This is a genomic window from Nostoc sp. (assembly GCF_036917095.1).
Classification (GTDB): Bacteria; Cyanobacteriota; Cyanobacteriia; order Cyanobacteriales; family Nostocaceae; genus Nostoc.
Genome location: NZ_JBALFH010000040.1, coordinates 70,752 through 83,869, shown reverse-complemented (window position 1 = coordinate 83,869; position 13,118 = coordinate 70,752). Strand labels below are relative to the sequence as shown.

At 44.4% G+C, this 13,118-nt stretch carries 7 protein-coding genes; 1 reads left to right on the top strand and 6 read right to left on the bottom strand.

Features of this window, described 5'->3' with window-relative positions:
- Positions 1-9: 9 nt before the first annotated feature.
- The 6 genes from V7L01_RS19840 to V7L01_RS19815 form a co-directional block, all read right to left on the bottom strand.
- A complete protein-coding gene (locus tag V7L01_RS19840) occupies positions 10-369 on the bottom strand; it encodes a hypothetical protein (protein ID WP_335037614.1) in 360 nt (119 codons plus the stop codon).
- Positions 370-456: 87 nt separating this feature from the next.
- Positions 457-3,153 carry a CHAT domain-containing protein gene (locus V7L01_RS19835; protein ID WP_335037611.1) on the bottom strand — a complete coding sequence of 899 codons (2,697 nt, stop codon included), beginning with the start codon at positions 3,151-3,153 and terminating at the stop codon, positions 457-459.
- Positions 3,154-3,532: 379 nt separating this feature from the next.
- A complete protein-coding gene (locus V7L01_RS19830) occupies positions 3,533-7,720 on the bottom strand; it encodes a DUF4912 domain-containing protein (RefSeq protein WP_335037609.1) in 4,188 nt (1,395 codons plus the stop codon).
- 383 nt (positions 7,721-8,103) lie between these two features.
- Positions 8,104-9,210 (bottom strand): precorrin-8X methylmutase, encoded by a 1,107-nt coding sequence (locus V7L01_RS19825; protein ID WP_335037607.1) that lies wholly within the window; start codon positions 9,208-9,210, stop codon positions 8,104-8,106.
- Positions 9,211-9,383: 173 nt separating this feature from the next.
- On the bottom strand, positions 9,384-9,854 hold the full coding sequence (locus V7L01_RS19820) for a hypothetical protein (protein WP_335037605.1): 471 nt from the start codon (positions 9,852-9,854) through the stop codon (positions 9,384-9,386).
- Positions 9,841-10,959, bottom strand: a complete 1,119-nt coding sequence (locus tag V7L01_RS19815) for an AAA family ATPase (protein WP_335037603.1) — start codon at positions 10,957-10,959, stop codon at positions 9,841-9,843. Before V7L01_RS19815 ends, V7L01_RS19820 begins: the two co-directional genes overlap by 14 nt.
- A gap of 123 nt (positions 10,960-11,082) precedes the next feature.
- Here V7L01_RS19815 and V7L01_RS19810 point away from each other — a divergent pair, with 123 nt between their 5' ends.
- Positions 11,083-13,032, top strand: a complete 1,950-nt coding sequence (locus tag V7L01_RS19810) for a heavy metal translocating P-type ATPase (protein ID WP_335037601.1) — start codon at positions 11,083-11,085, stop codon at positions 13,030-13,032.
- The last annotated feature ends 86 nt before the right edge of the window (positions 13,033-13,118 follow it).

Sequence of the window (13,118 nt, the reverse complement as noted above, 5' to 3'; positions counted from 1 at the left end):
CAACATATATCAGGATGTTGGGTTACGCAAAGCCTCCACCCAACCTACAATTTTTTTGCACGGCAAAATAACAAATGAGTTCGCCGAAATAACAAATGAGTTCGCCGAAATAACAAATGAGTTCGCCGAAATAACAAATGCGTTCGCCGAAATAACAAATGCGTTCGCCGAAATAACAAATGAGTTCGCCGAAATAACAAATGAGTTCGCCGAAATAACAAATGCGTTCGCCGAAATAACAAATGAGTTCGCCGAAATAACAAATGCGTTCGCCGAAATAACAAATGCGTTCGCCGAAATAACAAATGCGTTCGCCAAAATAACAAATGCGATCGCCGAAATAACAAATGCGTAGGCGTAGCCAGCCATAGCCTAAAAGGAGAGAGAAATAGAAGTGAGGTTTTCCAGATACCGTGAAAAGTCAGTTAGTTAGAGAAACCGGATTGATGGCGCACATTACAGCCAATTGCCTACTAAAACATAGGGTGCCCAGAAATATGGAGCTTTTTCTTTAGCAAAAACAGCTAATTGGCCGCGCTGGAGTGCCTCGGCTTTATTCACTCCAGCCTTTAGCTGTCGATAGAACTCACTCATTACATCGGTGGTGGAGCGATCGTCTATTGACCACAATGTTGCTAGTGTACTGCGTACCCCCGCTCGCATAGCTATTCCAGCCAGTCCCAAAGCTGCTCGTTTGTCTCCTTCAGCAGTTTGACAAGCACTGAGGACGAGTAATTCAATACCACTAAACCTGTTTTTGTCGCTAACTCGCAGTAGATTATCAAATTCCTTGACTTTAACCAGTTTATCCCAGGTGAGAATAAAGGTTTTTTCCGCATCAGAACTAAATTCACCGTGAGTTGCTAGGTGAACCACGGTGAAGGGAACTGTTTGCAACTTATTTTGCAGGTTTGTTTGGGTAAACTGTTGATTTAACAGTTCTTCACTCTTACCTACCTCAGATTTGATTTCTTTTAATTCCCGTGGTACATTTTCTAGTTCGGGAAATTCTTTGCCTTCGACTGGGCGTTTTTCGCTGACTCCGGCAGTTAAAGCATTTAGCTGTACCTGTCGCAAAGGTTTGGGATCGAGGAGTTGCAAACCCGGTGTCAAGGCGATCGCATATTTCTCTATGAGATATTTTTCCTGCTGTTTGTCGTAAAGAACCGCCATCGGTATATTCCGCAATTCACCATCCAGAACAAACACTAAGGTTTTTATCCCACTATTGACTAACTCTGTTTGTGCAGGTCGAATTAACCAATCATATATTTGTTGAGACTGCTGCTGAACCCGAACAGTCTCGGTGACATTTAGTAAGTTTTTCCTCAGTTCTGCTATTATCTTTTCCACATCATTTTGAGCTATTACAGTCTTGTAGTGGCGCAAGTCTTGATTAGGCAACTTGAGGATAACATCTAGGCGGTCTGGTAAAATAATTGGATAGATGACTGCTGCTCGTTGGTCTTTTTTGTCAACCACTGGGTCAAGTTCCTGGGTAGGATTTAAACAGGCTGACCGAAAGAAGTTATCCAGTTCTGCCAATTGCAGAGATTCAATTACATCACGAGCAAGTTTTAGATTGTCTTGATTGATACCCTCTTGTGGCGATGGCGAAACCCCCGCCTTTTGTAGAGAAGTGTCTCGTCGATCTAGCTTCTCGAAGGGGACAGAAGCACTGTTGCCTTGGGGAGAACGTAACAGCAATTCAACTAACTCTCGATACAACGGTTCGATATTTTCCCGGAAGGAAAACTGAACGTCTGGATTGATGGCTACTAAATCGCTACGCAGAGATTGAAGAGTCTTGTAGGCTAAATTATAGGATGCGATGGCTGCGCCAACGTCTCCGACGAACGCGCCTTTAATATCTCCCTTTTTTTTCAGTATGCGTCCTAGCTGCCATTGCCACTGATAAGCAATGTCCGATGCATTAATACTTTGCGCTATGAATAAAGCTTTCTCGGTAAGCTCTTGAGCATCAGAAAACTGCCCGGTTTTTTCATACAACTCACCAAGACTACCCATAGCATAAGATTCTGCTCGTCGGTCTTGCAAGCTTTGCGCCTGCTCGATCGCGGTGGACAATTGCTGGGCAATATTCACCCATGAAGGGGTATCTATGCTAGTTTTTTCTTTTAATTGTGTAAGATTTTGGGCAAATTTAATCCGGGTATATACTGAGGTTCGGCTGGGTGGTAAGTTGCTAATTTCCGACTGGATTTGAGATGACAACGCCAATGCATCTCGCTCTGGCTTTTTCTCCAAAAGTAGACTGAGTAAATTTAGGTGAGCCTGGATGCGTGTGATAGAGGAAACAGATACAGCAGCAGCCTGCTGGTAGTATTCTGAAGCGGCTTCAGTGTCTTGCTGGGCGCGGGCTGTGTTGCCTAAACTGAGTTGAGCCTCTGCGATCGCTTTTGGAGATTGCACTCGCTTTGCCACTGCTAAACTTTTCCCCAATACCAACCGCGATACGTTTAAATCACCGACAACTCGGCGGACGTTGCCAAGACTACGCAGCCCTGTGGCTACAAGAAGTGAGTCTGGAAGGCTGGTAAGGGTTTGCTGTACCTCATTTAAAATCTTGTTAGCCTGAAGGTAAAGCCCTAAAGCTTGCAAAGCTTGTGCAGAGTTAATCCGGTTACGAGTTAATCTAGCTTTATCGTCTATTTGCTGATAAATATCAGCGGCTTTTTGCCAGGTAGTTAAAGCCGCTTCTGCTTGTCCTTGTGCCAGTTGTAACTGTCCTTGTACATCTAGGGCTTGGGCAATAATTTGGGAACGCTCGCCGGAAGTGCCAGTATTTTCTCCTGACTGTAATAATTTTAAACTTTGGGCGATCGCTTCCTCAGCTTCAGCCCACAAGCCAAGTTGCTGATAAGCCAAGGAGAGATTACTCAGCGTCATCGCTTCTTGTAATCCATCCCTTGAGGCTTTAAACGCAGCGGCAGCCTGTTGCAAAACTTTGACCGCTTCAGTAAACTGTCCCGTGTCGTATAATATTTTGCCCTGTTCCACTACGCTTGACCTTTGGGATGGGCCGCTTTTAAGGGGAAGTAGGGAGTAGAAAGTAGGGGATTCAGCTACCAGTTCCCTGCTTTGCCCACTTCCTTGTTTTCCCCACTCCCCTTGCTCGATCAAATCTTGCATGGCAGAGTGAACAGCAGGTTTTGCCAAAACAGGGGATAAGGCTATGCATAGAAATGCAGCGAACAGCGCTAGGAAAAAATGATTTAGCCATCTCATACGCAATTAGGGACTTCCGAAAAAATATCCCATCGCTTTTAGGGCAGGGGGCAGGGGGCAGGGGCGGGGGGAGAAAAAGCCGTTTTGATTCCAAAAATTGGATAATTTATTTTTTGGAGTTCCCTGATTACAGGAGGTTATGCGATGTGCGACTTAGTATTCTGACCTTACTTCTTTTAGGTTTCATTTTTTTAAAGCACATCTGTCTTAGTGGTGCAAGTCTCTAACCCTATTTTCCCCTTTTAAGGAGCATAGGGTTAGAGAGAATAACTCAAGGTAATTGTTAGCTTTCGGAAGTTTCCTGGAAGAACTTCTTATGGATAGTTCTAGTGGATTCCCCATCAGCAGCTACCGTTATCAGATAGTCAATTAAACCATCTGAAAAGGGAAGACGTAAGTGGAAAGTACCATCCGGTTTAATTTTGATGGTATGACCGGCAATGTTTACAGTTGTATTTGGTTGGGTTGCTCCGTGAATAATCAACTCGGCATCTGCCACAAACCAAAAATCTCCGTGGGGACGACTGGAAACCCGAACGTTGGCTGAACGAGCTATGAGTAACCAGCTTAGTTTACCGCCGTAGGCATCGCTATCAGCGATATAGCCAATTTCAACCATGTAGTCGCGATCGCTGACGGGAATAGCCACAAAGCGACCGCGTGCTACCTCTTCACATTCATACTGCTGTATAAGCTGAGGACTTTGATTACTCAGCTCAATCCCAGTCACATCGTAGAGCCGCACTACCAATTGGGAGCCGCCCTGTTGTTGCAGCGCTTCGTTCTGAGCTTTGGAAATGTACCAAGAGACATAAGCCCACTTGGGAGTGCGGGGCGCGAGCAGAATACTGCTCTCTTCTAGGGCATTTATCAAGCCAATAGCTGCTTCCCTTGTTAACCCTACATTTCCAACGGTGGGATCTGTTGTGGCATCTGTATGGACGGGACTGAAGACACGAACGATCGCCGATCGAGCGATGAATAACCAGCGTTCGCCATCAGCGACATAGCCAATTTCAGCTATGTAGTCGCGATCGCTGATGGGAATTTCTACAACGCGATCGTGTGCTGTCTCTTCACATTCATACTCCTGTACAAGCTGAGGACTTTGATAACTCAGGTCTATCCCAGTTACATCATAGAGCCGCAGCACCAATTGAGAGCCGCCTTGTTGGCGCAGTGCTGCTTTCTTGGTTTCGGAAATCTCCCAAGAGACACGAGCTGATGTAGAAGTATCCGCTGCGAGCACAATACTGCTTTCTTCTTGGGCATCTACCAAGTCAAGAGCCGTTTCATCCACAATCGCCACATCATCAACTATGGGATCTAGATGGACAGGACTGAAAATACGAACAACTGCTGAACGGGCAATGAATAACCAGCGATCGTCCTCAGCAAGATAGCCAATTTCAGCTATATAGTCGCGATCGCTGGCGGGAATATCCACTAATCCATCGTTTGCTGTCTCTTCAGATTCATACATCTTTACAAGCTGGGGAGTTTGATAACTCAAGTCAATCCCAGTCACATCGTAGAGCCGTACTATCAATCGAGAGCCGCCTTGTTGGCGCAGTGCTGCTTTCTTGGTTTCGGAAATCTCCCAAGAGACATGAGCTGATGTCGAAGTCTCCGGTGTGAGCACAATACTGCTCTCTTCATCTGCATCTACCAAACCAATCGCGGTTTCATCCACAATCGGATCTGAATGGACGGGACTGAAGACACGAGCAATCGCTGAACGGGCGATGAATAACCAACGTAGTTTACCGCCGTAGGCATCGCCATCAGCGATATAGCCAATTTCAGCTATGTAGTCGCGATCGCTGACGGGAATATTCACAAAGCGATCGTGTGCTGTCTCCTCAGATTCATACTGCTTTACAAGCTGGGGAGTTTGATAACTCAAGTCAATCCCAGTCACATCGTAGAGCCGCACTACCAATTGAGAGCCGCCCTGTTGGCGCAGTGCTGCTTTCTTGAGTTCGGAAATCTCCCAAGATACATGAGCCGATGTATAAGTATACGGTGTGAGCACAACAGTGCTCTGTTCATCTGCATCTACCGTTTCGGCTGCAATTGGCACATGGTCAACCGTAGTATTAGTTTGTCCTTGGGCATCTGATGCAATGGTAGCCCAGGCTCCAATCCCTGCGCCTGCTATTACAGCAGCGGCGGCAAAATCTGTGGAGTCAGTTTCAGCGACACTTTCCCCACTAGTCGGCTCTGCTTGAGATTTTTCCTCTACCAAATCGGCTGTGGGTTCGGCTGCGTCGGCAACCACATTCAATACATCTTCTTGCAATTCTGGCAAATCGAACAGTGAGGGTGTTTCTGCTGCTGAGGGTTCCACATCTGCCGCCACTTCCTCAGATGGTAACGGTAAATCGTACAGTGAGGATGTTTCTGCTGCTGAAGGTTCCACATCTGCCGCCACTTCCTCAGATGGTAGCGGTAAATCGTACAGTGAAGAGGTTTCTGCTGCTGAGGGTTCCACATCTGCTGCCACTTCCTCAGATGGTAATGGCACGTACAGTGAGGAGGTTTCTGCTACTGAGGGTTCCACATCTGCTGCCACTTGCTCAGATGGTAACGGCAAATCATCTACTAAGGCTGTATCTTCAGTTGAGGTGATACTCTCTAGCCAGTTCAATTCTGCCTGAAGTTCGTCATCTATTCGATCTTCACCAAGTTCTGTGTCCCAATAGCCAAAATCAGATGTTACTTCTGGCACATCTGGTAATTCTGAGAGTGGGGCTGTCTCCTCAGATAAAGGTAGTTCCACATCAGATGCCTCTTCTGGAATATTAGCCAGGTGAGGATATGAAGTATTTACTACAGCCGCTGGGGCTTCTATGTCCCATGCAACTTCATCAGATTCAGGAGTGTTGCTCTGGGGATAATTATTTCGTTCGACTGTCTCATCAATCGCGTTTGGTTCTGTTTCTTTGTTGCTAAAGGCAGACCAAGTAGCCGCTCCGATTCCGGTTGCTAGAGCAGCACCACCAGTTAAAGCTGCGGCTCCCAAGTTGTTATTTTCCGATCCATTAGCTACATCTGAAGTTGTGCCTTCATAGAAGTTAGAGGTGCCATTAGTTGCCTCTTGTACTAAATTTGATGTCCCCTGAGTAGCATTTTGGGACAGATCGGATTCTGTTTGAGCATAGATGTTGAAAGGAGTGCGATCGGGGGTTTCTTGTTGCAACTGCGGCACTAGCTGCTCTTCAGGCATCGCTCCGTAAACGGGGGGAGCTGTGCTAGCATCGAGCACCGCCATTTCTCCATCTTCTATGCTGGGTGGATGAGGATTTGATTCTGGTAAGTTGTCTGTTTTCTCAGCAGACGACGGGCGTTTTCCAAAAGTCCACCATAGTAAAGCTCCAGCTACAGTTGTAAAAAGCAAAGGTAGCAGCAACCAAAATGGTGTTTCCTTGTTGACAATTGGGCTGCTTTGTGCACCAGGAGCGACAAAGGGCTGTTCGCCAAATACAGAAGGAGTGGGACTAGGGGAAGACGTATCAGCAGGTGTCGTCTGGGCAGCAGGGGTAGGGGTGACAACAGGTTGTAATACGCTGGTTGCGATCGCCTGCGCTTCAGCAGTTCTAGCTTGTTCTATAGCCTTCTGTCCTGGCGATGCTAGGGTAAAACCGAGAAAATCGACTATGGCCAAGCTCGGATTTTTTTTGTAAACGTAAACTAAAGGTTGCGAGAAGGGATATCTAGCATCATCTGGCAAGGCTTGATGTAATTGTAGAACTCGCACACCTTGCAGTTTCGACACCTGATTAGCTAAGACATAGCTGATGCCATCTTTCCCCAATTGTTTGATAATTTCTGCGGTATTATCCTCACTTACTTGGGTAGCATTGGCCCCTGTTGCAAATTCAGCAGCCTTAAAGGCTGGATAAGCACGAAAAGTATCGCGAGTCTCACTTGTGTTCGGGCGATCGATTAACCGAATCTTCCCTGGAGGCCCTCCCACTTGTGACCAATTTGTAATTGTTCCCCGGAAAATGCGGGCGAATTGCCTGCTGGTCAAGCTTCCTTTGAAAGGATTATCTGCACTAACCACGATCGCAATTTTCTCACGAAGCAAGCGAACTTGCTCCAGTCCTTGGGCTTTTTCTGCTGGCGTTAACCCACGCCCCATTGCTACTATGTCGATTTTGCCATCTAGCAATTCTTTCAGTGCCGTACCAGTGCCGTTGGCAGCAACTTCAACTTTTGTGCCGGAAAATTGTTTTTCAAAACTTTCTTTCAGGCTTTGGTTGATTGCACCCAAGCTACTTGAACCATCAATCCGCACTGTCGTGCCATTCTGCACTGTTTGTGGCAGTGGAAAAGAGGTAGCTTCAGGTGTAGATTGTGCCAGTATCGGTGTTGATACCACCATTGCTGCCATCGGGGTCGTAGCTAAGGCAACCCATAATACCAGCCTGATTATTGAAGTATCTTTTTTTTCTTGTTGCCACATATGCCCATTATTAAAGTAAAAAATAGAAAGGCTGCCAGTCCTACAATCGCTATCTTTTTAGAGATTATGGAGGAGACGCGCTAATTATACATCTGAGTTATCTTTACTTCTAATTCCTTCCACGCACTTATATTGATTTATACTTCGTAACTTGTATAGCATGATAATTTATACTCTAATCGCCAGAGTCTGTTTAATATAAATTTTTCCAAGTTATATTGCAACTTATACCAAGTTGGTAGCTGATTGGCCACAATTATGAATTATTGAATTACTAAAACTGGTAAAGTGTAGCAAATTCAATATTATTTAACAATATTATTTTCTGTAGTGCTGAGTACTGAGTATCCTCCTGTCTTGACTGAATACTCATTGTTCAGCACTCATTTGAGATAACAATGACAATCTGGCTTATCAATCAGTGACTCCACCAAAGCATTTAGGGCAGTTGCAGCTAAAGCGCCACCTCCCAAAGTTCCTTCAACTGTAATATAAGGTATCCCTTGTTGCATCAGTTGTCGCTTGGCTGCGGGAGCATGGCTAAAGCCAATGGGCATTCCAATTACTAGTGCAGGCTGAATTTTCTGCTTGGCAATCGCTTCACAAACTTCCAGAAGTACTGAGGGAGCATAACCAACTACCAGCACGCAACCCTGACTTACTTGCTGCAATTTTTCTCGCCATTCTCGATGCTGCCAAAAGGCAAGTTCCGCCTCTGTGGCGGTGGTAATATGGGGATTATCAATCAAGGTTTCAATCTGGCATCCCAAGTGAGATAATCGGGTTTTATCCAAAGCAGCAGCAACCGTTTGGGTATCGACAACAATTTGACAGCTTGAAGATAAGGCTTCTCGACTAGCTGCGATCGCACCTCGACTCAATTTAACAAAGGACACCAAACTTACATCGCCACAAGCCAAAACCAACTGAGAAATTAAGTGTTGTTCAATTTCCGAACGGTGAGACAAATCGGGTAATAAGCGTTGTAGCGATTCTGTAAAAGCTTCCGAGTGGTTATGAATTTCGGCATCCAAACCACTCCACAGATTATCCAATCCCCCTAATCCAGCTTGAGTTTCAACATCGAGTAACTTGAGTTGTGCTAAAACTTCCGCCTGCATAATTTGACAATGGCGATCGCGCCCCAATAATCCTTCTAATGCTGATGCAGTTTGCCGCAGTTGAGAAATTTGTTGCATCACCGCGCGATATTGCTGCTGGAGTTGTCCCATGAGGTTAACAGTTGTGTCGGCTTCTGGTTCCACCTCCAAAATATTGCGGATGTGGTTTAGCTGAAACCCTTGCTGCTTGAGTGCGACAATCCGTTGCAGCCTGAGAACATCTGTTTTGGTGTAGAGACGGTAATTGCTGCGCGATCGTACTGGTTGCGGCAGCAGTCCCAATTGATGATAATGTCGCACCATGCGTGGAGTTAAACCGCCTCCTACTGCATCTGTAAGTTCTTTAATAGTTAAGCAACCAGCATTCATGATTTACTCCAGCAACGGTAAAATTCTTTGTAACTCTTCGCAAGCCGCCTGAAGAGATGGCGGTGCATTTTCATCTAAGCCTTGGTAAGCTAATCGTCATTCATTTTTCCAGAATAATTCGCTTGTAGTAAGGGCTTCAGCCCTGCTTTTATGCAACTTAAATGCCGATTAGCTTAACACTGATTTACCAAGTTTTCTACAGATGGTTTGCAAGCTGACTCATTTTTAGGAAATTTTGGATATTCTGCTTCTTCATCAACAGCTTCTCCCCGTAAATAATGTATCCAAGTTTCAATATTTCTTTTTGGCACGAATATTGCTATGGCTTCATCAGGCTGGCGAATCTGCTGTGAATCTTCTTTCAGTGCATCATCTAATTGCTTCAACCTTTCCTCTACCGTTTTTTTGTCTGCATCAATCACTACAACCAGCCCAATAGATAAGTAGCTTGTCTTGCTGCGGTATGCTTTCACTTCTTTTGGATAACACAATCGCACATACTGTTCTGCGGATTGGCTTCCATCTGGGCAAGGTAAAAATCTGATTGTTCCATTAAAGCCTCGTATTTTTAGAAAATAACGAGCAAAAACCTCTTGTTGCCTATCCTCACACAAGACAAGAATCTGTACTCTACGCTGGCTCATACAGCCATCCCCGCGCAATCAATTCTGAAACGGGTAATCCAGTATTGTCAGCCAACTCATTACTAATCTTTTTCACCTTCACAGGTTTATTGATTTGACGCTCAAACCAATAACCTATAGGTGATGCTAAAAGATAATTAATTAGTTCTGGATGATGGGAAATCAGCAAAGCTTGTAATTTTTCTTCACTGCAAAAATCATATAGTTTAATTAGCCAGGGCTGAATTTCTGGCAGGGCTAAAAAATTTTCTGGCTCATCTATACATAATGTATAGTCTTCAGATTGAGTACAATACAGGAAAGTATAAAGAGCAAAAAGTGCTTTTTGTCCATCAGATAATTCACTTAAACGATAATCAATAATTTTTGTCTTATCTTCCTCATCTGCAAACTGCAATTTTAGAGTTACATACTCTTCGGTTAAATATTCCCATCTAAAGCCTAAAAAGCCAGGTAACAATGTTTTTAGCACATTAATTAACTCTGCTGTTTTAGCTTCGTCTTGAGTAATATACCGATACCAAGAAGCAAAATTTTCCATTTTCCAATTCAGTTGCAACTCTTCTTTTTTACTCCCATTGGTCATGAAGCTAGGAATAATTTGTACAATGATTAATCGTTCCATCCGCATTTGGAACCATTTCAGTTTGGTATTGCCACTTTCTATTAGTAATAATATTGCAGAATGAGAGGTAGGGAATGGAAAATCAGACATATATGAATTATCATCTCTAGCAAGCTGACCCTTGCCATTCTCAATATTTAATAAAAGATTATTATTGAAATACAGACGCTCATATTTAACATGGCAATTATGTTTCATATGATGTTCAATAGCAAGTTCATATTTATAATCGCCACCATTGCCAGAAATTTCTAACTCAAAACGCTGAATTTCTAAAGTCTGCCAGCGTGTGCAGTCAGAAGATTTAAAAATTTCTCCTGCGTCACAATGAATAGTTAAAAAGGCTTGAATTTTTCTTAATGACTCAAAAACAGTTGATTTTCCTGAACCATTAGCACCAAGAAACAGATTAATCGAGTCAAAATTTATCTCAAAATTTACCAACCCACGAAAGTTATCAATATAAATTCGCTTTAGCATAGATTTTTCCTCTTAATGCAGGAGTGTAAAAGGATTTTACTCCTCATTCTTAACTCCCATATCCTTGACATTAACATCAATGTCAAGGTTTAGCCTGAGAAAGTCACTATAAATTCACCTCTCATGCTCTACCCCCAACGTTTGGGCCAATTTACCAGAGAACACGCAGATACGGTAGCAGCCCTTTTGTGTGGCTTACTGTTATTTCTCGGATGGTTCGCCTTACATCTTGGCGCTTTAGGATTCGCGTTCCTGCTGCTACCCACTGCTTATGTAATTGGTGGTTACGAAAGTGCGCGGGAAGGATTGACTACTCTTTTCAAAGAAAAAGAACTCGATGTAGATTTGCTGATGATTGTGGCGGCTATTGGTGCTGCTAGCCTCGGTTTATGGCGAGGAGAATATCATCTAATTATTGATGGGGCAATTTTGATTCTGATCTTTGCCATCAGTGGCGCACTAGAAGGCTACGCCATGCAGCGAACTGAGCGGAGTATCAGGAGTTTGATGAGTCTGACACCAGATACAGCAAGGGTTTTGCTTCAGGGAAAGGAAGAGGAAATTCCTATCAGTCAGCTAAAGGTGGGTGATGAGATTGTCGTTAAACCTGGAGAGCTAATTCCTACTGATGGGATAATTTTATCTGGTTACAGCACCCTCAATCAAGCTGCGATTACAGGCGAGTCTTTACCTGTAGAGAAAACAGTAGGCCAAGAAGTATTTGCTGGAACACTTAACGGTTATGGTGCATTGCAAATTAAGGTACACAAACCAGCCCAAAGCAGTTTAATTCAGCGTGTAATTCGTTTGGTAGAACAGGCGCAGACAGAAGCACCTCCTTCGCAAGAGTTTATCGATCGCTTTGAGAAAGGATATGCCAAAGTCATTGTAGTCGCCGGGATATTACTGGCAACTTTACCGCCATTTCTTTGGGGTTGGGATTGGGAAACGACGATTTATCGCGCCCTTACTTTCCTGGTGGTTGCTTCTCCCTGTGCGCTAATGGCTGCAATTATGCCCACGCTGCTTTCGGGAATCGCTAATGGTGCAAGACAGGGGATTTTGTTTAAAAATGGGGCGCAGTTGGAGAAGATTGGCAAAGTCCGAGCGATCGCATTTGATAAAACTGGTACTCTAACAACAGGACAGGTGCAGGTATTTCAGGTAATTTCAGCTAGTGAATACACTCAGTTTGATGTATTAAAAGCTGCTGCTAGCGTGGAATCCTATTCAGAACATCCCATCGGTAAAGCAATTGTGCAGGTGGCTGGTGATTTGGATTGGATTGGTGCAGTTCAAGTGCAAGCTATACCTGGACAGGGAATTTTGGGAATCGCCCAAGAACAACAGGTAATTGTGGGGAATGCCGTTTTTGTGCAAAAGTATGTGACAAATTTACCTGAAGAATTGCGAGAAATGGCCCAATCTTTGGAGCGAGAAGGTAAAACTGTTGTTTGGGTAGCGAAGAACCCCACCCCCAACCCCTCCCCGCAAGCGATGAGGGGAGCCGGATTTGAGGTTATGGGTGTAATTGCGATCGCAGATGAAGTAAGATCGCAAGCAGCCGCAACCATTACCCGGTTAAAGGAATTGGGAGTTGAACAAATTGTCATGCTAACCGGGGATAATCAGGAAACTGCTCGCAGTGTCGCCAAAGCAGTAGGAATCGATCGGGTATATGCTCAACTTCTACCAGAAGATAAGCTGGATGTTATCCGCCGTCTACAGCAAAAGTATCAAACTGTGGCAATGGTAGGAGACGGAATTAATGATGCACCAGCCTTAGCGCAAGCATCTGTAGGTATAGCGATGGGAATATCTGGTAGCGATGTGGCATTGGAAACCGCAGATATAGTACTGATGGCAGACAGGTTAGAAAAAATTTCTGTAGCGATGCATTTGGGCAGGCGATCGCAATCCATAGTCAAACAGAATATAGTCGTAGCATTGGGTTTTATTATGTTGCTCCTGGTAGGCAACTTTCTAGGAAATATTAACTTACCCATCGGCGTCATTGGGCATGAAGGTTCTACAGTGTTAGTTACCCTGAGTGGTCTAAGATTGCTGAAATAAAGCAATAACTTAATACAAGGACATTCGCATGATTCCAGTGCAGTCTCAGCATCATGGCACAATGCTGCACATATCCCTAAAACTGT

Bases quoted from the DNA above. Each gene is read 5' to 3' on its own strand.
- V7L01_RS19840 (WP_335037614.1), bottom strand. From the start codon at position 369: ATGGCTGGCTACGCCTACGCATTTGTTATTTCGGCGATCGCATTTGTT.
- V7L01_RS19835 (WP_335037611.1), bottom strand. From the start codon at position 3,153: ATGCAAGATTTGATCGAGCAAGGGGAGTGGGGAAAACAAGGAAGTGGG.
- V7L01_RS19830 (WP_335037609.1), bottom strand. From the start codon at position 7,720: ATGTGGCAACAAGAAAAAAAAGATACTTCAATAATCAGGCTGGTATTA.
- V7L01_RS19825 (WP_335037607.1), bottom strand. From the start codon at position 9,210: ATGAATGCTGGTTGCTTAACTATTAAAGAACTTACAGATGCAGTAGGA.
- V7L01_RS19820 (WP_335037605.1), bottom strand. From the start codon at position 9,854: ATGAGCCAGCGTAGAGTACAGATTCTTGTCTTGTGTGAGGATAGGCAA.
- V7L01_RS19815 (WP_335037603.1), bottom strand. From the start codon at position 10,959: ATGCTAAAGCGAATTTATATTGATAACTTTCGTGGGTTGGTAAATTTT.
- V7L01_RS19810 (WP_335037601.1), top strand. From the start codon at position 11,083: ATGCTCTACCCCCAACGTTTGGGCCAATTTACCAGAGAACACGCAGAT.